Origin of the sequence: Oceanicaulis sp., assembly GCA_040112665.1 — a bacterium.
GTDB lineage: Bacteria > Pseudomonadota > Alphaproteobacteria > Caulobacterales > Maricaulaceae > Oceanicaulis.
The window spans coordinates 1,695,080-1,713,846 of the sequence record CP157796.1 but is presented as its reverse complement, the minus strand read 5'-3'; the positions used below and the strand labels follow the sequence as shown (position 1 = coordinate 1,713,846).

Sequence of the window (18,767 nt, the reverse complement as noted above, 5' to 3'; positions counted from 1 at the left end):
GCTCAGCTTCGCCCCGAGGGCGCAGAGTTCAGAAGGGATGCGGCGATTCTGTGAACGCCCGAGGCGTTCGAGCCCTTGATTAACACGACGTCGCCCGCGCGGCTCCGCTCGGTCAGCAGCTTCAGCGCCGCGTCGGGATCGGCGCAGACCTCGCCACGCGCGCCCAGCGCGTCGGCCAGCGGCGCTGCGCCCTTGCCGACGGTCAGGACCAGTTCCGCCCCCGCCTCGATCAGCGGATCGGCGAGATCGGCGTGCATCTCGGCCGATCGCGGGCCGAGCTCCAGCATCTCCCCGATCACCGCGATGCGGCGGCCGCCGTTCTTCGGCGCGCGCGCCTTAAGCGCCCCGAACGCGGCGCGCATGGAGGCGGGGTTGGCGTTGTAGCTGTCGTCGATGACCGAGATCCTCTTGCCGGCGACCTCGGCCTCGAACGACGCGCCGCGGCCTGCAGCCGGTTTGAGGCTCGCGAGCACCTCCAGCGCGAGCTCGGGCTCGACGCCGGCGGCCAGCGCTGCGGCGACGATCCCTGCGGCGTTCACCGGCTGGTGCGATCCTGTGAGCTTGAGGCGGAAGGGGAAGGTGCGGCCGAGCACGGCCATCTCGCCGGACCCGCCGTCAGGCCCCTCCTCCCAGCTCAGCACGCGCACGGCGGCTTCTTCCGAGCGGCCGAATTCGAGAAGAAAGCCGGCCTTGGACCGGCGCACGGCTTCGCACAGGCGCGGGGCGAATTCGTCGTCTGAAGGCACCACGGCCACGCCGTCCTCGACCAGGCCCTCGAAAATTTCCGACTTGGCGTCGGCGATGGCTTCCATCGAGCCGAGGTTTTCAAGATGGGCGGGCGCGATCTTGGTGATCATCGCGATGTGCGGCCGGGTCATGGTGACCAGATCGCGGATCTCTCCGGCGTTGTTCATGCCCATTTCGAAGACCGCGCGCTCGGTCTCGGCGGGCATGCGCGACAGCGTCAGCGGCACGCCCCAGTGATTGTTGTAGCTCTTCTCGCTCCAGTGCGCCTTGCCGGCCGCACGGAAGACCGCGGCGAGCGCTTCCTTCACGCTGGTCTTGCCGACAGAGCCGGTCACCCCGACCCGCCAGGCGTCAGACCGGGTGCGCGCCGCCGCGCCGAGATCGCGCAGGGCTTTCAGAACGTCGTCGACGACGAGACGCGGACCCGACGCGCAGTCGGATTTGGAGACGAGCACCGCGCAGGCGCCCTTGTCGAGCGCGGCCTGGGCGAACTCATGGCCGTCGCGCTTGTCCGACAGGGCGACGAAAAGATCGCCTGGCTGAAGCGTGCGGGTGTCGATGGACACGCCCCTCGCGCTCCAGCCGCCCTCGGTCAGCCGTCCGTTCACCGCCGTCGCGGCGTCTTTCGCGGTCCAGAGCGGGGCGGTCATTTGCCGGTCTTCCTCAGATGGGTCTGCACGATCTCGACCTCGTCGAACGGGACGGTGCGGTCGGCGAAGATCTGGCCGGTCTCATGGCCCTTGCCGGAGATCAGAAGAACATCGCCGTCTTCCAGCGTGTCGATCGCAGTGCGGATCGCCTCGGCGCGGTCGGCGATCTCGGTCGCGGATGGGCAGCCGCTCAGCACCGCCTTGCGGATCTTCGCCGGGTCCTCGCTTCTGGGATTGTCGTCAGTGACATAGACCTTGTCGGCGAGCTTCTCGGCGATCGCGCCCATCTTCTCGCGCTTGGTCGGATCGCGGTCGCCGCCAGCGCCGAACACCAGAAAGATGCGGCCCTGGGTGTGCGGACGCACCGCGCGCAGCAGCTTGTCGAGGCCGTCAGGCGTGTGGGCGTAGTCGATGAAGACGGGCGCGCCGGCCTTGGTCTCACCCACCTGCTGCAGCCGGCCCGACACGCCCTTGAGCTCCGCCAGGGCGGCGAAGGCGTCGGCCTCGCTCACACCGGTGACGAGCGCCAGCGCAGCTGCGCCGAGCGCGTTGGCGGTCTGGAACTCGCCCACCAGCGGCAGGTGCACCTCGTGCGCCTCGCCCTTCCAGGTGAAGCGGACGAGCTGGCTCGTCAGTTCAGGCACGATCTCGGTCACCGCGAGGTCCCGGCCGCGCCAGCCGATGGTGACCGGCGTCATGCCCATCGCCTCGGCGGCCTGAAGCACCCGGTCGGACCAGTCTGAGTCCATGTTGATCACGGCAGGCGCGCCTTCGATCGCCAGCTCCTGGAAGAGCCGCATCTTGGAGGCGAAATAGTCCTCGAAATCAGGGTGATAATCGAGATGGTCCTGGGTGAGGTTGGTGAAGGCGGCCGCCGTCACGCGCACCGCGTCCATGCGCCGCTGCTTCAGCCCGTGGCTGGAGGCTTCCATGGCGAGATGGGTGACCCCTTCACCGGCCAGGGCGTCGATGGATCTGTGAAGCGCGATGGCGTCCGGGGTGGTGTAGCCGAACTCGGTCCGGCCGGTGGCGCGGGTCACCCCGAGCGTGCCGAGAGCTGCGGCGTCCAGCCCGGCGCGGGTCCAGATCTGGCGCAGGAACTCCACGGTCGAGCTCTTGCCGTTGGTGCCGGTGACCGCGGCGATGGTTTCAGGCTGGCGGGGGTGGAACGTGGCCGCGATCATGGCGAGCGCTGCGGCGGGGTCGTCGGCCTCTATCACGGGAACCCCGGCCTTCGTGCCTTTCGGCGCGAGCACGGCGACCGCGCCCTTCTCCTCGGCCATCGGTATGAATTTCCGCCCGTCGGTCCTGAGGCCGGGCAGCGCGGCGAACAGGTCGCCGGGCTTCACGGTGCGGCTGTCCAGGCTCAGGCCCGTGACGGTCAGCCCGCCCGCGCCGTCGGGGACGGACAGGCCTTCGGGCAGAAGTTCGGAAAGCGTGCGGCTCATGCTTACTCTTCCAGCGCGGGGCGCGGTTGCGGAACGGGAACCGGCTCCTCGGCCGGGACCACCGCGCGGGGCCGCGGCATGAACAGCTCGCGCACCACCGAGGCGCGCGCGGACGGGTCCGCGTCGCGGCGGTCGATATCCAGAACGCCCGCAAGGTCGGTCAGGATCGCTCCGGCGGTGGGCATCGCCGTCCAGCCTGCAGTCGCAAACCCGCGCGTCTCCGCGCTCGGGCGGGGGCGGTCGAGCGTGACGGTGAGCACGTATTCGGGATCGTCGAACGGGAAGACCGCCACGAAGGTGTTGAAACGGCTGTCCTTTGCGTAGCCGCCGGCGACCGCGCGCTCGGCGGTGCCGGTCTTGCCCGCGACCGCGAGGCCGGGAACGTCGGCGGATCCGGTCTGACTGAGCACCACCGTCTCGCGCATCACGGCGAGCACCTGGGCGGCGACGGCGGGGCTGGTGACCGGCTCGCCGTGGATCACCTCGCCGGGCGCGACCGGGCGCAGGGTCGGGGGCACGTAGACGCCGCCGTTTGCGATCGCGGCGTAGGCGGCGGTGAGCGCGAGCGGGCTGACCGCCAGACCGTGGCCGTAGGAGGCGGTCATGGTGTGCACGTCGCCCCAGCGGCGCGGCAGCTGCGGCCGGCCGGTCTCCGACAGCTCGATCGGGGCGGCTTCGAACAGGCGCAAGGCGCGGTAGAAATCGGTGAGCGTCTCATTGCCCATCTGAAGCGCCATGCGCGCGGCGCCCAGATTGGAGGAGTAGTGAATGACCTCGCGCGCGGTCAGCGGCCGGTCCTCGCCGCGATAATCGTCGATCGTATGCCCGCCGATACGGATCGGCTCAGACGCGTCGAACACGTCGTCGAGGCTGACCTTGCCGGAATCCAGACCCGCCGCCAGCGCCAGCGGCTTGAACACCGAGCCGAGTTCGAACACGCCCAGGCTCGCCTGGTTGAACAGCGGATCGATCCCGCCCGGCGCGGCGTGCGCCTCGCCGTAGAGATTGGGGTCGAAATCGGGAAGCGAGGCCATGGCGATGATCTCGCCGGTGCCGACCTTCATCAGCACAGCCGAGGCGCCGACCGCCTGATACATCGCCATGCGCTCGCGCAGCACGCTTTCAACGCGGTGCTGGGCGGTGAGATCGATCGACAGCGAGACCGGCCGGCCGGACGGATCGCTCAGCTCGGCCTCGAAGGCGCGCTCCGCGCCCGCCAGCCCTTGCATGTCGCGTCCGGCGTATCCGATGACATGGGCGGCGGCGTAGCGCTTGGGATAGATGCGCGCGGGCCGGGTGTCGAAGAACACGCCGGGCAGGCCGAGCAGATGGATGGCCTGACGCGTGCGCGGGCTGACGTCGGCGGCGATCTCGACATAGCGGGTGTCGGACTGAAGCCGGCGCAGCAGGCGCTCGGTGTCGAGATCGGGCAGCACGGTGGCGAGCCGGCGCACGACTTCCTCGGCGTCCCAGACGTAATGGGGATCGGCGTAGACGGTGTGGAAATCCAGCGTCGAGGCGAGGATTTCACCGTCCCGATCAAGGATCATGGCGCGGCTGCGCTCGGTGTCGGCCGAGGCGATCCGGGCGGGCGGGGCCTCGCCGAAGGCGGCGACCTCGACCGCGCGCGCACCGGTGACGGCGAAGCCCGCGCCCAGCACCAGGCCGATCACGCGCAGACGGCCGGCCTGACGCTGCGGCGCGGCGGCGCCGGGGCGTTCGAGCCTCAGCCTGCGGGTGAAGGCCGCCGGCGCGCCCTCGGCCGGCGCGGGCGGCACGCGCCGGGGTTCGGCGCTGACCGTGACCTTGCGAAGGATGCGCCGGAGGATCTTCATGGCTCAGGGCCGTCCGCCCGAGACCGGATAGGACACCCGCGCCGCGCTCAGTACGCCGCCCTCCTCGCGCGCGCCGGGCTCCTCGGCGTCCATGCGCGGCAGCCGGGAGAAGGCGATTTCCTGATCGGTGCGCACCGGTTCGAAGCCGAGATAGATCCGCGCCAGCCGGCGCAGGTTCTCGGGGTCTTCCTGATAGGCGATCTGGGCGTCGAGCGCCTTGATCCGTTCCTTCTCGTCGGCGATCGCGGCTTCCAGCCGGGCGAGTTCTGCGCGGTCTTCGGACGCGCCGGCCTGGGCGAGATAGAGCGCGGCGACCAGGGCGGCGGCGACCAGGCCCGCGACGATGGTTGCAAAGCGGATCATTTCACGACCTCCAGCAGGCGCTGATAGGACGGCGCGCCGGGATAGGCGCCGCCGGATCGGGGATGGGCGGGATGTTCGGTGCGCGCCGCGGCGCGTAGCTTGGCCGAGCGCGAGCGCGGGTTTTCGGCCGCCTCGGCCTGGCTCGCCGCTTCAGCCTTCTTCGACAGGAGCGCGAAGCTCGGCGCCTGGGCGGGTTTGAGCTCGGGCTGATGGCGCGAGCCGCCGGGGACCAGGCCCGCCCGCTCGCGCAGGAAGGTTTTCACGATGCGGTCTTCCAGCGAGTGGAAGGTGACCACGACCAGCCGGCCGGCGGGCTTGAGGGAGCGTTCGGCGGCTTCGAGACCGCGGATCAGCTCGCCCAGCTCGTCGTTCACATAGATGCGCAGCGCCTGGAAGACGCGGGTGGCGGGGTGGATCTTGCCCGGCTTGCCGCCGACCGCCTTGGCGGTGATCTCAGCGAGGCGCAGCGTGGTGGTGATCGGCTCGACCTCGCGCTCGCGCAGGATCGCGGTCGCGACCCGGCCCGCCTCGCGCTCTTCGCCGTAGATCTTGAAGATCGAGGCGAGCTCGCCGTGCTCGAGCCCGTTCACCGCGTCCGCCGCGCTGGGCCCCGCGATCGACATGCGCATGTCCAGCGGGCCGTCTTTCTGAAACGAGAAGCCGCGTTCGGCCCGGTCGATCTGCATGGAGGAGACGCCGAGATCGAAGACGATCCCGTCAGCGCCGGAGCTCTGCGCCTCGTCCATGATCGCCTCGATCATGGAGAACGGACCGAACCCGAACGCGAACCGGCCCTTGTAGGCGGCCTTCATGCGCTCGGCGGCGTCCTTCGCGGTGGGGTCGCGGTCGATCCCCAGCACGCGGCAGTCGGCGGCTTCCAGGATGGCGCGCGAATATCCGCCCGCGCCGAACGTGCCGTCGACATAGAGCCCGCCGTCGCGCGGCTCGAGCGCATGAAGCACCTCGTCGAGCATGACCGGGACGTGAGCCATCACCCCTCCTCCCGGCGGCGGCGGCGCGGGCTGCGCAGGGCGCCGCGATTTTCGCGGGCGAGCTTGAGCGCCTCGTCGGCGGCCTCGGCGTGGGCTTGCGGGTCCCAGATCTCGAAGCGCTGACCCAGACCGATGAACACGGCCTGCTTTTCAAGGCCGGCGTGCTCGATCAGGTCCCTGGGCAGGGTGACCCGTCCGGTGGAGTCGAACATCAGCGGCTTGGCCCCGCCGAAGATCACCCGCTCATGCGCGGTGCGCACCGGATCGAACGGGTCCATGTCCTCGATCGCGTCAGCGAGATCCTCGAGCAGAGCGAGCCCGCCGCCTTCGAGATAATCGCCGTACGGCGAGCGCCACACGTAAACGCCGGCGAAACCCTGACCTGTCACGGTCGCGCGAAAATCGGCCGGGACGGAGACCCGGCCTTTCGCGTCGATGCCGTTGGTGGTCGTGGAGACGAACATGGCGGTCTGGCGCTTCCCCGATGACCCGCGCACCCCTCGCGCTGGTTAACTATGGGATAACATGGGGCAGCATGGGAAACAATGCCGAAAGGCGTGCTTCACCCCTGTTTCATTGGGCGCATAAAGAAAAAACACCCCGCCCGGCGCGTTAAGAAATAGAACAGAGAAAGAACTGATGAGCGCCGGCCCATGACGGCCCATTGGGGGCTCTCGTTCGTCTGGGTGACGAGGGGGGCGATCGGCTGGCTTGATCCAGAACACATTCCCCTCGCTTCCCGGCCAAGGCCGAAGGCCGCCGAGCCGGGACCCACCGGAAACACTCAGCAATCCTGGCTGAGCGCCGACCGTGGATCCCGGCTCTGCGCGGCTACGCCGCTTGGCCGGGAAACGAGGAGGAGAGATTGTCGCGGATTGTCTGAACAGGACCACGGCGCGCCGCGAGCGCCCGGACGGGCGCGAGCATCAAGAGAAAGAAAGCCGATCGGGCGGCCTGTAAGCCGGGTTCTGTCCGCCGGGCCGAGGCCCGGCGTGGCGACCATTCATCTGGGACGCCGCTTGCGCGGCGCCTCTAGCGGCCTACCCGGACGCGGACGCGGAAGTCGCGCCTGGGCCGAAGCCCGTTGCGTCCCTATTCGGCCTTGCTCCAGGCGGGGCTTGCCGTGCCCCCTTCCTTGCGGTCGGGGCGGTGGGCTCTTACCCCACCGTTTCATCCTTGCCGGGGCCCGCGAGCGAGCGATCCCGGCGGTCTGTTTTCTGCGGCGCTGTCCCTGAACCGGTAAACCGGCCCGCCGGATTTTCTCCGGCGCCTTGCTTCCGTGGAGCCCGGACTTTCCTCGCCTGCGGCCTTTCGGCGCTTGCAGGCGCGGCCGCCCGGCCGCCCGATCGGCGTTCTAAGTCGGCCCGAACTCGAAAAAGGTCAAGCGCGGCGGCGCGCGAGATCGGCGACCGCCTCGATCAGCGCTTCGGTCTCGTGATCGATCAGGCCGTCGACATGGGCGGGCCGGAAGCGGCGCTGGAAGGCGGCGACCACGGCGCGGGTGCGCATGCCGTAAACCCCGTCGGCCTTGACGCCATAGCCGATCTCGCCAAGGCGGGACTGAACGGCGGCGAGCGCCTGACCCTCGTTGAGCTCCGGCGCGAAGGCCAGGCCGTGATCGACATCGACCGGATCGGGCCAGATCCCGATCCCGTGATCGGCCAGCCGCGCCCAGGGAAAGCGCTCGCCGGGATCGAGTTTTCTCTCCGGCGCGAGATCGGAATGACCGATCACGCCGGCCGCCGGGATCGCCCAGCGCGCCATGACCGCTTCGCACAGCGCGATCACCGCGTCGATCTGGCGGCGGGGAAAATCAGGCAGGCCGTAGCAATGCCCGCCATTGACGATCTCGACCCCGATGGAGGCGGAGTTCACGTCGGTCTGACCGGCCCAGACGCCGGCCCCGGCGTGCCAGGCGCGCGCGTCTTCCTCGACCAGGCGGACCACGGATCCGTCTTCGTCGACGAGATAATGCGCGCTGACCTGGGCGTCGGGATCACACAGCCGTTCGAGCGCGGCCTCAGCGCTCTCCATGCCGGTATAGTGCAGGACAAGCAGCGAGACCTCGGCCTTGCGGGTGTTGAAGTTCGGCGAGGGACGGTCGGTGATCTTCAGGGCCATGACGTCATCCTAGCGCGGCCGCTTCATCGCTTCACCAGCGTTCACCGTGCGCGCGGGCCGGGCTGCGACCACGCCCACGCCGGCGAGCGCCAGCGCCCCGCCGAGCACGAGCTGCCATGTGATCGGATCGCCCAGCAGCACCACCCCGCAGATCACCCCGATCAGCGGCGCCATCAGCGTCATCGGCGCGATCAGCGAGGCGTCGTAGCGCCGCAGCAAGAAGTAGAAGCTGCCGTGGCCGAAAACGTTCACCAGCACCACGGTGAAGATCACCGTCCAGAAGAACGGCCAGCCCCCGGCCAGCATTGCGCCGATCTGGTTCTGCTCGAGCAGAAGCGAGGCGAGCAGGAGCGGCGGCCAGCTGATCAGCCCGATCCAGGCCTGCAGCGACAGGGCGGACACCTCAGCACGCTTGACGAAAATCGTCCCCGCCGCGGCGGCGAGCGCTGCGCCGACCCCGGCGAAAAGCCCGGCGGTGAAGCTGAACTCGGCGGGCTTGAACACCACCAGCGCCGCCCCGGCGAAGGCGATCGCCATGCCCAGGCCGCGGATCCAGCGCACCCGCTCGCTCAGGAACAGGATCGACAGCACCGTGGTGAACGGCACCGAGAGCTGGACCACGATGGCGATGGCCGAGGGGGTGGCGTATTTCAGCCCGATGAACAGTAGCGCGAACTGCACCGCGCCCATGGTCAGCGCCGCGCCGATCACCGGGCCCATCTTTTTCGGGATCGGCCGCAGGAAGGGCGCGAGCATCGCGTAAAGCAGCACGAAGCGCAGGAAGGCGAAGAAAAGCGGCGGGCTGCCTTCGAAGCCCGGCACGATCGCAGGCGTGCCGGAGACCGACCATTTCGCGACGACGAAATTGACGCCCCAGATCAGGCAGATCAGGAAAAGAAGGCCGAAATGGCGTGGTGTCATGGGCCCGGCTTAAGCGAGCCGGCGCCCGCCCGCAAGCCGGCCGGCTCAGGCGCCGCGGGGCTGATCGCCGTCCACCGTCCAGCCGTGCGGGCCGCGGCGGGCGACCAGCACGGTCGGGCCTTCCTTGCGGCGGGGCCCGCGGACTTTCTGGTAGAGCCACCAGGCCGACGCGCCGACCGCGGCGACCCCGGCGGCGACGAGCGCGGCCATGGTCAGAAACGCGGCGAGCACGAAGACCAGCGCGACAAGGCCGATCGCAATCACGCCGGCGAGCACGGCGCGCAGGCCGTTCATCATCGAAACACCGGAAATCTGGCTCTGCGTCATGGTCGCATCTCCTCGCGCCCTGCCGGATCGCTCCCCCGTCGGGGATATATAGTTGGGCGCGCCGAGGCGGGGGTCAATGGCGCGGCGCCACACGAACGATTACGAAGGCGCAACATTCGTGCCGGACGCCCGGTTCCGGCGGGGCCGCAGGGCTCAACCGCCCGCCGGCGCCTCCAGCCTGGGGGCGATCTGTTTATAGGCGGCGTTGATCGCGGCCATCTTCGCGTCTGCGATCCGCTGCATCTCGGCCGGCGCGCCGCGGGCGATCAGCCGGTCGGGGTGGTTCTGTGCGGCCGCCCGGCGGTAGGCGCGCTTGATCTCCTCGGGCGACGCGCCGCGTTCAAGGCCCAGAAGCGCCCAGGGGTCGTCCTCCGGCGCGCCGAGATGCGCCACCCTGATCCGGTCGTAATCAAGGGCGCGGAAGCCGAAAATCTCCGCCACCCGGGAGAGATATTCCTCCTCGTCCGCGGTCACGCGTCCGTCCGCCTTGGCGATGTGAAACAGCCCGTCGAGCACGTCTTCGAGCACGGCCGGGTGATGGCGGAACCGCCGGGCGAGGCGCCTGGCGTAACCGTCAAAGCCCAGCGTGGTCTGCTTGGCGAGATCGAACGCGCGGCGCAGCGGCGCCTCGAAGCCGGGCGGGGCGCGGAAGACCTGGGCGAAGGCGGCGACCTCGTCGCGGGTCACCTCCCCGTCGGCCTTGGCCATCTTCGCGCCCAGCCCGATCAGCGCCATGGCGTAGTCCGCATCGTCCACCCGCCGGCCCGGCGGGCAGTCTTCCGTGTCGCAGTCGAACGGGTCGCGCGATCCCATGACGAGATCGGCGAGCTTGCGCCAGAAGCTCATGAGCGCCTCTCAAGGGCGGCGGCGTGGGTCGGAAGGGGCCTTCGCTGCATTGCAAAAACTCTAGCGCACGTCGCTCGCAGGCGCCATGCGGCGGGGCCGCGCGGCTTGCCGCAGGCCGCCTCGACGTGCTTCTCATCGCCTCTCGCCGCACGCAAGGAGCCGGACTTGGCCGACGCCCCGACAGAGCCCACCGAATTCTGGATCGACCGGGGCGGCACGTTCACCGACGTGATCGCGCGGCGGGCGGACGGGTCGATCGAGGCGCTGAAGCTTCTGTCGGACTCCGACGCCTATGGCGACGCGGCGACCGAAGGCGTGCGGCGCATGCTGGGCCTTGCACCCGGCGCGGCGATCCCCGAAGGCGCGCTTGCGGCGGTGAAGATGGGCACGACGGTGGCGACGAACGCCCTGCTCGAGCTCGACGGGGCGAAGACGCTTTTCGTGGTCACCGAAGGGTTCGGCGACCTGTTCGAGATCGGCGATCAGACCCGGCCGGACATCTTCGCGCTGAACATCACCCGCCCCGCCCCCCTTCCCGCCCGTACGGTGGAGATCGCCGGACGGCTGGCCGCAGACGGCGCCGAAGTCGCGGCGCTGGACGAAGACGCGGCGCGGGTCGCGCTCGAGGCGGCGAAGGCGGACGGGTTCGAGGCGGTCGCCGTAGCGCTACTTCATTCGCATGTGAACGAGGATCACGAACGCCGCATCGAAGCGCTCGCGCGGAAGGCCGGGTTCGACCACGTCACCCTGTCGAGCGAGGCGAGCCCGCTCATCAAGCTGTTTCCCCGCGCGTCGACCGCGGTGATCGACGCCTATCTCGAACCGGTGCTGCGCGATTATGTCGGCCGGGTCGATCGCGGCCTGGCCGGTGCGCCACTTTATTTCATGCAGTCCGGCGGCGGTCTTTCACAGGCGAAGCGGTTTCGGGCGCGCGACGCGGTCCTGTCCGGTCCCGCCGGCGGCGTGGTCGGCATGGCGCTGACCGCGAAGGCGGCCGGGTTCGACAAGGTGATCGGGTTCGACATGGGCGGCACCTCCACCGACGTCTCCCGCTTCGACGGGACCGATTACGCCCGCACCGACACAGCGCTTCTGGACGGCCGGATCTTGCGCGCACCCATGCTGCAGATCCACACCGTGGCGGCGGGCGGCGGCTCCGTGCTGGGGTTTGACGGCGAGCGCGCTCTGGTCGGCCCCAAAAGCGCCGGCGCCGATCCCGGCCCCGCCTGCTACGGCCGCGGCGGACCGCCGGCGGTGACCGACGCCAATGTCGTGCTCGGCCGCATCCAGCCCGACTGGTTTCCCAAGGTCTTCGGCCCGAACCACGACGCCCCGCTGGACGCCGGTGCTTCACATGCGAAACTGAAAGCGCTCGCCGAGCAGATGGGGCTCGACAGCGCCGAGGCGGCGGCGGAAGGGTTTCTCGCCGTCGCGGTCGAGGCGATGGCCGACGCGGTCAAGCAAATCTCCACCAGCCAGGGCGTCGATCCGCGCCGCTATGCGCTCAACGCCTTCGGCGGGGCGGGCGGCCAGCACGCCTGCAAGCTCGCCGACGCGCTGGGCATGACCACGGCGCTGATCCACCCGCAGGCCGGGCTCCTGTCCGCCTACGGGATCGGCCTCGCCCCGGTGCGCGACGCCGCCGAGCAGGGGCTCGAAACCGCGCTCGACGGCGGGCTGGCGCGGGCGGCGGACACGCTGGACGCGCTCGAGGCCCTGGTCCGTGACGCGGTGGCGCGTCAGGGCGGCGAGGATATTCACACGCGAAAAGAAATCCGTCTGCGCGCCGCCGGGTCCGACACTGCAGTGCCGGTCGGCTTCGGATCGGAAGACGAGATCCGCGCCCGGTTCGACGCCGCACACGAGCAGCTTTTCGGCTTCGCGCCCGGCGCGGACGGGATCGTCATCGACAGCGTCGCGGCGATGGGCGAAGGCCGGCCGCGCGGCGCGCGCGGGGCGAAGATCGCGCTCGGCGCCCAGACCGGCGCCCCCCAGCCGGCAGGCGCGGCACGGCTTCACCACGCTGGCGCGTGGCGCGAGGCTTCGGTCTACTCGCTCTCAGATCTCGGCGCGGGCGCACAGCTCACCGGCCCGGCGCTGATCATGGACGCGAACCAGACGATCGTGCTCGATCCCGGCTGGCGCGCCGAACGCCGCGCAGACGGCATGCTGGTGCTGGTACGCCAGGCCGAAGCAGGCGCTGAGCCCCGCGCCTCGACCGAGCGCGATCCGGTGACGCTGGAGCTTTTCAACCGGCGCTTCATGAGCGTGGCCGAGCAGATGGGCGTCGTGCTCGAACGCACCGCCCACTCGGTGAACATCAAGGAGCGGCTGGATTTCTCCTGCGCGGTCTTCGACGCGGACGGCGGGTTGGTGGCGAACGCGCCGCACATGCCGGTGCATCTGGGCTCGATGTCGGCCAGCGTGCGCGCGGCGATCGAGGCGCACCCGGACCTGGGGCCCGGCGACGCGGTGGCGCTGAACGCGCCCTATAACGGCGGCACCCACCTGCCCGACGTGACGGTGATCCAGCCGGTGTGCGCGGAAGACGGCGAGCGCCTGTTCTTCGTCGCCTCGCGCGGCCACCACGCCGATATCGGCGGGATCGCGCCGGGCTCCATGCCGCCGTTTTCGAAGACCATCGAGGACGAAGGCGTCGTCTTCGACGCGGTGAAGATCCTCAGCCGGGGCCGGTTCGACGAGGACGCGGTGCGCGGCGTGCTTGAAAGCGGCGCCCACCCCGCCCGCAGGCCCGGCCAGAACATCGCCGACCTCAAGGCCCAGCTCGCCGCCTGCGCCCGCGGCGCGCGCGAGCTCAAAGCGATGATCGCGACCGAAGGCCTGGACGTCGTGCGCGCATACATGGGCCATGTGCAGGACAACGCCGAAGCCGCCGTGCGCCGCGTGATCGGCGCGCTCAGCGACGGCGAGGCGGAAATGGCGCTCGACGACGGCGCGTCGATCCGGGTCGCGATCCGGGTGGACCGGCAGGCCGGCGAGGCGGAAATCGACTTCACCGGCACGAGCGCCCAGCTCGGGGACAATTTCAACGCCCCCTCGGCCGTGGCGCGGGCGGCGGTGCTCTACGTGCTGCGCTGCCTGGTCGAGGATCCGATCCCGCTCAACGAGGGCTGTCTGAAACCCATACGGCTGATCGTGCCGGAGGGCTCGATGCTCTCGCCGGTTCCGCCCGCTGCCGTGGTGGCGGGCAATGTCGAAACGAGCCAGCTCGTCGTCGATGCGCTGTTCGCCGCGACCGGCCGCATGGCCGCCGCCCAGGGCACGATGAACAACTTCACCTTCGGCGACGGCGCGCGGCAGTATTACGAAACGATCTGCGGCGGCGCCGGCGCCGGGCTCGACGCGGCGGGGCGCGGTTTCCACGGCGCCTCGGCGGTTCATACGCACATGACCAACTCCCGGCTCACCGATCCCGAAGTGCTGGAGCTACGCTATCCGATCCGCGTGCTCGGCCACGCGGTCCGGCGCGGCTCGGGCGGCGCGGGGCGCTGGCGCGGCGGTGACGGCTCCGTGCGGCGGATCGAATTCCTCGAACCGATGCAGGCCGCGCTCCTGTCCGGGCGCCGCACGGTCGCACCGCCCGGGCTGAACGGTGGCGAAGCCGGCGCGCCGGGGAAGCAGCGCCTGGTGAAGGCCGGCGGAGCGGTGGAAAACTTGCCCGCGAAATTCCGGGTGCAGATCGACGCCGGAGACGCGATCGAGATCGAAACCCCCGGCGGTGCAGGGTTCAGCAACGCCTAAATCCCTAAATTTCATACGTGTTACAGTGCGCTGAACGCGGTCAGTAAGCATTCTATCGCTTTATTCGAATCGCATTGCCTCGCTTAATCGGCGCTACGCATTAACGGCGGGGGTCGGTTCGCGTGTTTCGCGTCGCTTACAGGTCGAATCTGTCAGCCGGCGTCGGCGAGGCGGAAATCGCGGCGATCGTCGCGAAGGCGGCGGAGGACAACGCCGCCTTCGGCCTGTGCGGCGCGTGGTTGATGAACAAGCGGCGTTGCCTGGGCGTGCTCGAAGGCGAGCCCCGCAAGGTCCGCGAGGTGGTCGAGCGGATCTGGACCGATCGCCGGCATTCCGATTTCGTGGTGCTGACGATGGAGATTTCCGAGGAGGGCCGGTTCTCCGACTGGCCCTTCCGCTTCATCCGGCCCGGCGATCTCGCGTCGGACGAGGCGTTGGCGGCCCATTCCGGCGTCTACTGGCTCGGCAAGCTCGCCGGCGGTCTTCCCAAATTCTTCGACGAGGACGCGCCCGATCAGTGGCCTGAGCCCGGGCGCCGCAAGCATTAACAATCGGTAACCTTCGCTGCGCGCCGTGATCCGGTTTCCACGCGGCCCCGTAAACTTGCGTGCTTCATGAGCGATGAAGCCCGGCCGCAGGCTGAATCGCCCGGCCGGTCCCCCGACGCAGTCTACGGAGAATGTTCCGACATGCGCTTCACCACGCTTTTCGCCTCGACCGCGCTGGCTTTCGCCGGCGCCGCCGCGCCCGCCTACGCCGCCGATCACCACGGCTCGGACATGCACGAAGCCAAGACGATCGTCGACATCGCCGCGGGCGACGAGCGCTTCTCCACCCTGGTCACCGCGGTGCAGACCGCGGGTCTGGTCGAAACCCTGTCCGGCGAAGGCCCGTTCACGGTTTTCGCACCGCTCAACAGCGCCTTCGAGGCCCTGCCTGAAGGCCAGCTCGCGAGCCTTCTCGAGGAAGGCAATCGCGACACGCTGACCGCGATCCTGACCTACCACGTCGTTCCGGGCGAATACCTCGCCGCCGAGACCCCGGCGGGTACGTACGAGCTTGAAACCGTTCAGGGCGACACGGTGAACATCGTCGTTGGCGAAGACGGCACGGTGACCGTGGACGGCGCGACGGTCGTCCTGGCCGACGTCGACGCGTCCAACGGCGTGATCCACGCGATCGACGCGGTGATCACCCCCGGCATGTAAGGCCGAACTCCCTGTCCTGCGACGTTCCCCTGTCACGCCGCAGCGGCCTTACGCCCCGCCGCCCCCTATCCCCGGGGCGGCGGGGTCTTTTTTTCAGGCTCGGAGTCGCCCGCCGCGCCGGCGGCCTTCGCCTTGCGGCGCGCCGGCGGGCGGGACACCGCCCGGGCGTGGGTCTCGATATGCTCGATCACGAGGCCGGCCACGTCCTTGCCGCTGGTCGCCTCGATGCCTTCCAGCCCCGGCGAGGAATTGACCTCCAGCACTTTCGGCCCTGAATCCGAGCGCAGCAGATCCACACCCGCTACCGCGAGCCCCATGGCGCGGGCGGCCTTCACCGCGGCGGCGCGCTCGTCCTTGCTGATGCGCACCTTCACCGCTTCGCCGCCCCTGTGGAGGTTGGAGCGGAACTCGCCGGCCTGCGCCTGACGCTTCATCGAGGCGACCACCTTGCCGCCGACGACGAAGCAGCGAATGTCCGCCCCGCCCGCCTCCTTGACGAATTCCTGCACGATGAAGTTCGCGTCCAGGCCCCGGAAGGCGTCGATAACGCTCTCGGCGGCCTTTTTCGTTTCGGCCAGAACCACGCCGCGGCCTTGCGTGCTTTCAAGCAGCTTCACCACCAGCGGCGCGCCGCCGACATGTTCGATGAGATTGCGCGTGTCCTTCGGCGAGTGGGCGAACGCGGTGGTGGGCATGCCGATCCCGGCGCGCGCGAGCACCTGGTGGGCGTAGAGCTTGTCCCGGCTCGCCCCGATCGCTTCGGCGGTGTTGAGCACATAGGCGCCGGTCATGCGGAACTGGCGCAGCACCGCCATGCCGTAATCGGTCATCGAGGCGCCGATGCGGGGGATCACCGCGTCGTAGCGGGGCAGCTTGCGGCCGTCGAGATAGACCGCCGGGTTCATCGCGTTGATCGCCATGGTCAGCCGGGCGGTGTTGATCATCTCGGCGACATGGCCGCGCTTCTCCGCCGCCTCCTTCAGGCGCTGGGAGGAGTAGTTCTTCGGCTCGCGCGTCAGGATCGCGATCCTGAGCGGGCGTTTGACCGGCTTTTTCCGCGGGAAATCCTTGTAGAGGTCGAAGCTCAGCTGCCCCTGCACGCAGGAGCGGGTGGGATTGACCACCATGTCGTCGCGGATCGCCGTGCGCCCCAGAAGCATGCGGTACTGCATGGTCTCCCGGTTGGTGAGGCTCACCTCGATGGGCCATTCGCGCCCGCCGATCCTGACCCGCGCCTCGATCACCCAGCGCAGCTCACTCTCCCCGTTCGAACTCGTCACCTCGCGGCGGTCGACCGCAGGGGCCGAGCAGATCACCTCCACCTCGGGCTGGTCGGGGATGGGGTGCATGATGAAACGCACCTGAGGCGCGCTTTCAGGCCCGAACGGCTCGACGGCCACCGCATGCAGCGCACTCGTGCGCGCGCCGGTGTCCACCTTGGCCTTGATGGCGGGAAGGCCGAGCCCGGGAAAGGCGGCCCACTCTTCCCAGCCCAGAACGAACGGGTCTTCGGTCATGACAGTCCTTCGTCAGCGTCGGCGCGATGCGCGGCAAGCCCTAGCGCGGGCCGGAGCAAAGGTCCACGCGCCCTTTCCGAACCGGAAACGCGGCGTTTCGCGTCCCCGCCCTGTTCAAACGCGCCCCGAGCACCGATTTTGGCTTACACACACAGACGAGCGGAGGAACCCATGAGCCAGGCCGAACGCCCCATCATCAAGACCACGCGCGGCACGCCGACCTCCGACGGCGCAGGCGTGAAGCTGACCCGGCTTTTGGGCACGCCGGAGCTGCGCGTGCTCGACCCGTTCCTGATGCTCGACAAGTTCCACTCCGACGATCCGGACGATTACATCGCGGGCTTCCCGCCCCACCCCCATCGCGGCTTCGAGACGGTGACCTACATGGTCGCTGGCCGCATGCGCCATCGCGACAACAAGGGCCATGAGGGCGTAATCGAACCGGGCGGGGTGCAGTGGATGACCGCGGCGGGCGGCATCGTGCATTCCGAAACGCCCGAGCAGGAAGACGGGCTGATGAGCGGCTTCCAGCTCTGGGTGAACCTGCCCAAAGCCGAAAAGATGAAACCGGCCGCCTATCAGGAATACGGCGAAGCGGCCGTGCCCGCCGACGAACGGCCCGGCGTCGTCGCCAAGATCGTCGCAGGGAGGACCTCGATCGGCGTCGAGGGCCCGGTCACAGGCGTGACGGTCGAACCCCTATACGCCGAGCTGCGCATGGCGCCCGGCGCAGTGTTCGAAGAACCGATCGACGATGCGAAGACCGCCTTCGCCGCCGTGCATTCCGGCTCGGTCAGCACCGGCGGCGCAAAGCTCGGAGAAGCCATGCTCGGCGTTTACGGCCGGGGCGGCATGGTCCGGCTAGAAGCGGGCCCGGACGGCGCGCGCGTTATGCTGGCCGCCGGCAAGCCCATCGGCGAGCCGATCTTCTGGGGCGGGCCCTTCGTGATGACCACCGAAGGCGAGGTGCGGCAGGCCATGCTGGACTACCAACAGGGCCGCTTCTGAACCGATTTTTATTCGCAACCGAAGGAGCACCCCATGGGCCTGCTCGTCGACGGCGTCTGGCGTGACCAATGGTACGACACCAAGTCCACAGGCGGCCGGTTCAAACGCCAGGACAGCGTGTTCCGCAACTGGGTGACCGCCGACGGCGCGCCCGGCCCGACCGGCGAGGGCGGTTTCAAGGCCGAACCGGGCCGGTATCATCTCTACGTCTCCTACGCCTGCCCGTGGGCGCACCGCACGCTGGTCTTCCGCCGGCTTAAAGGGCTGGAGGACATGGTCGGCCTGTCGGTCGTGCACTGGCGGATGAAAGATAACGGCTGGGAGTTCAGGGACGGGCCCGGCGTGATCCCCGATCCGCTGCACGGCGCGGATTTCCTCTATCAGGTCTATCTGGCGGCCAAGACCGACTATACCGGCCGCGTGACGGTGCCGGTCTTGTGGGACAAGCAGCGCGGCACGATCGTGTCCAACGAAAGCGCGGACATCATCCGAATGTTCAATTCAGCGTTCGACGGCGTGGGCGCGGCGGAGGGCGACTTTTATCCCGAGCGCCTCCGCCCGGAGATCGACGCGGCGAACGCCGAAATTTATTCACACGTGAACAACGGCGTCTACAAGTCCGGCTTCGCCACCGCGCAGGACGTCTACGAAGAAGAGGTGACGGCGCTGTTCGCGGCCCTCGACCGGCTGGAGACCCAGCTGTCAGACGGACGCCCCTATCTGCTCGGCGACACCCTGACCGAGGCGGACTGGCGGCTCTACACGACGCTGGTGCGGTTCGATCCGGTCTATCACGGCCATTTCAAGTGCAATCTGAAACGGCTGATCGATTTTCCGGCGCTCTCGGCCTACGCGCGGCGCCTGCACACCGGACACGGGATCGGGGATCTGTTCGATCTCGATCACGCCAAACGGCACTATTACGAGAGCCACGACACGATCAATCCGAGCGGCGTCGTGCCGCGCGGGCCGCACGTGCACGTCGCCGACGGGCGGAGCGCCTGACACCGGCCCGCCGGCGC

Annotated in this window: 16 protein-coding genes and 1 other RNA gene; 5 read left to right on the top strand and 12 right to left on the bottom strand. The window is 69.3% G+C overall.

All coding sequences use genetic code 11. The annotated features are described in order from the left end of the window. Positions 1-2: 2 nt before the first annotated feature. The 11 genes from murF to ABL308_08170 form a co-directional block, all read right to left on the bottom strand. Positions 3-1,397 (bottom strand): UDP-N-acetylmuramoyl-tripeptide--D-alanyl-D-alanine ligase, encoded by a 1,395-nt coding sequence (gene murF / locus ABL308_08220; GenBank protein XBQ14948.1) that lies wholly within the window; start codon positions 1,395-1,397, stop codon positions 3-5. Further along, on the bottom strand, positions 1,394-2,845 hold the full coding sequence (locus ABL308_08215; protein XBQ14947.1) for a UDP-N-acetylmuramoyl-L-alanyl-D-glutamate--2,6-diaminopimelate ligase: 1,452 nt from the start codon (positions 2,843-2,845) through the stop codon (positions 1,394-1,396). Before ABL308_08215 ends, murF begins: the two co-directional genes overlap by 4 nt. Before the next feature lie 2 nt (positions 2,846-2,847). After that, the gene (locus ABL308_08210) at positions 2,848-4,680 is read right to left on the bottom strand and encodes a penicillin-binding protein 2 (protein ID XBQ14946.1); all 1,833 of its coding nucleotides are present in this window, start codon (positions 4,678-4,680) and stop codon (positions 2,848-2,850) included. Positions 4,681-4,683: 3 nt separating this feature from the next. Beyond that, positions 4,684-5,043 carry a hypothetical protein gene (locus ABL308_08205; GenBank protein XBQ14945.1) on the bottom strand — a complete coding sequence of 120 codons (360 nt, stop codon included), beginning with the start codon at positions 5,041-5,043 and terminating at the stop codon, positions 4,684-4,686. Beyond that, positions 5,040-6,035 (bottom strand): 16S rRNA (cytosine(1402)-N(4))-methyltransferase RsmH, encoded by a 996-nt coding sequence (rsmH, locus tag ABL308_08200; GenBank protein ID XBQ14944.1) that lies wholly within the window; start codon positions 6,033-6,035, stop codon positions 5,040-5,042. Before rsmH ends, ABL308_08205 begins: the two co-directional genes overlap by 4 nt. After that, a complete protein-coding gene (locus ABL308_08195; protein XBQ14943.1) occupies positions 6,035-6,499 on the bottom strand; it encodes a division/cell wall cluster transcriptional repressor MraZ in 465 nt (154 codons plus the stop codon). Before ABL308_08195 ends, rsmH begins: the two co-directional genes overlap by 1 nt. 477 nt (positions 6,500-6,976) lie before the next feature. After that, positions 6,977-7,381: RNase P RNA component class A (gene rnpB, locus ABL308_08190), an RNA gene on the bottom strand. Between the two features lie 34 nt (positions 7,382-7,415). Then, a complete protein-coding gene (locus tag ABL308_08185) occupies positions 7,416-8,156 on the bottom strand; it encodes an N-acetylmuramoyl-L-alanine amidase (GenBank protein XBQ14942.1) in 741 nt (246 codons plus the stop codon). A gap of 9 nt (positions 8,157-8,165) precedes the next feature. Continuing rightward, positions 8,166-9,077, bottom strand: coding sequence for an EamA family transporter (locus tag ABL308_08180; protein ID XBQ14941.1), 912 nt, complete (start codon positions 9,075-9,077; stop codon positions 8,166-8,168). 45 nt (positions 9,078-9,122) lie between these two features. Then, complete coding sequence (locus ABL308_08175) at positions 9,123-9,404, bottom strand: hypothetical protein (protein ID XBQ14940.1); 282 nt, start codon at positions 9,402-9,404, stop codon at positions 9,123-9,125. 153 nt (positions 9,405-9,557) lie between these two features. Further along, a complete protein-coding gene (locus ABL308_08170; GenBank protein ID XBQ14939.1) occupies positions 9,558-10,250 on the bottom strand; it encodes a molecular chaperone DjiA in 693 nt (230 codons plus the stop codon). A 165-nt stretch (positions 10,251-10,415) separates the two neighbouring features. Here ABL308_08170 and ABL308_08165 point away from each other — a divergent pair, with 165 nt between their 5' ends. The 3 genes from ABL308_08165 to ABL308_08155 all read left to right on the top strand — a co-directional run bounded on the left by ABL308_08165 (position 10,416) and on the right by ABL308_08155 (position 15,220). Further along, positions 10,416-14,012 (top strand): hydantoinase B/oxoprolinase family protein, encoded by a 3,597-nt coding sequence (locus tag ABL308_08165; protein ID XBQ14938.1) that lies wholly within the window; start codon positions 10,416-10,418, stop codon positions 14,010-14,012. Between the two features lie 122 nt (positions 14,013-14,134). Further along, complete coding sequence (locus ABL308_08160) at positions 14,135-14,560, top strand: BLUF domain-containing protein (protein ID XBQ14937.1); 426 nt, start codon at positions 14,135-14,137, stop codon at positions 14,558-14,560. A gap of 141 nt (positions 14,561-14,701) precedes the next feature. Further along, a complete protein-coding gene (locus ABL308_08155; protein ID XBQ14936.1) occupies positions 14,702-15,220 on the top strand; it encodes a fasciclin domain-containing protein in 519 nt (172 codons plus the stop codon). A 65-nt stretch (positions 15,221-15,285) separates the two neighbouring features. Here the strand turns inward: ABL308_08155 and rimK are convergent, their stop codons facing one another. Continuing rightward, positions 15,286-16,737, bottom strand: a complete 1,452-nt coding sequence (rimK, locus tag ABL308_08150; protein XBQ14935.1) for a 30S ribosomal protein S6--L-glutamate ligase — start codon at positions 16,735-16,737, stop codon at positions 15,286-15,288. 171 nt (positions 16,738-16,908) lie between these two features. On the opposite strand from rimK, the gene ABL308_08145 reads away from it, so the two are divergent. After that, positions 16,909-17,745, top strand: coding sequence for a pirin family protein (locus tag ABL308_08145; GenBank protein XBQ14934.1), 837 nt, complete (start codon positions 16,909-16,911; stop codon positions 17,743-17,745). Positions 17,746-17,778: 33 nt separating this feature from the next. Beyond that, entirely contained in the window at positions 17,779-18,750 is a 972-nt protein-coding gene (locus ABL308_08140) for a glutathione S-transferase family protein (GenBank protein XBQ14933.1), read from the top strand. Positions 18,751-18,767: the final 17 nt, after the last annotated feature.

Bases quoted from the DNA above. Each gene is read 5' to 3' on its own strand.
- ABL308_08145 (XBQ14934.1), top strand. From the start codon at position 16,909: ATGAGCCAGGCCGAACGCCCCATCATCAAGACCACGCGCGGCACGCCG.
- ABL308_08155 (XBQ14936.1), top strand. From the start codon at position 14,702: ATGCGCTTCACCACGCTTTTCGCCTCGACCGCGCTGGCTTTCGCCGGC.
- ABL308_08170 (XBQ14939.1), bottom strand. From the start codon at position 10,250: ATGAGCTTCTGGCGCAAGCTCGCCGATCTCGTCATGGGATCGCGCGAC.
- murF (XBQ14948.1), bottom strand. From the start codon at position 1,397: ATGACCGCCCCGCTCTGGACCGCGAAAGACGCCGCGACGGCGGTGAAC.
- rsmH (XBQ14944.1), bottom strand. From the start codon at position 6,035: ATGGCTCACGTCCCGGTCATGCTCGACGAGGTGCTTCATGCGCTCGAG.
- ABL308_08180 (XBQ14941.1), bottom strand. From the start codon at position 9,077: ATGACACCACGCCATTTCGGCCTTCTTTTCCTGATCTGCCTGATCTGG.
- ABL308_08185 (XBQ14942.1), bottom strand. From the start codon at position 8,156: ATGGCCCTGAAGATCACCGACCGTCCCTCGCCGAACTTCAACACCCGC.
- rimK (XBQ14935.1), bottom strand. From the start codon at position 16,737: ATGACCGAAGACCCGTTCGTTCTGGGCTGGGAAGAGTGGGCCGCCTTT.
- ABL308_08215 (XBQ14947.1), bottom strand. From the start codon at position 2,845: ATGAGCCGCACGCTTTCCGAACTTCTGCCCGAAGGCCTGTCCGTCCCC.
- ABL308_08205 (XBQ14945.1), bottom strand. From the start codon at position 5,043: ATGATCCGCTTTGCAACCATCGTCGCGGGCCTGGTCGCCGCCGCCCTG.
- ABL308_08140 (XBQ14933.1), top strand. From the start codon at position 17,779: ATGGGCCTGCTCGTCGACGGCGTCTGGCGTGACCAATGGTACGACACC.
- ABL308_08210 (XBQ14946.1), bottom strand. From the start codon at position 4,680: ATGAAGATCCTCCGGCGCATCCTTCGCAAGGTCACGGTCAGCGCCGAA.
- ABL308_08175 (XBQ14940.1), bottom strand. From the start codon at position 9,404: ATGACGCAGAGCCAGATTTCCGGTGTTTCGATGATGAACGGCCTGCGC.
- ABL308_08195 (XBQ14943.1), bottom strand. From the start codon at position 6,499: ATGTTCGTCTCCACGACCACCAACGGCATCGACGCGAAAGGCCGGGTC.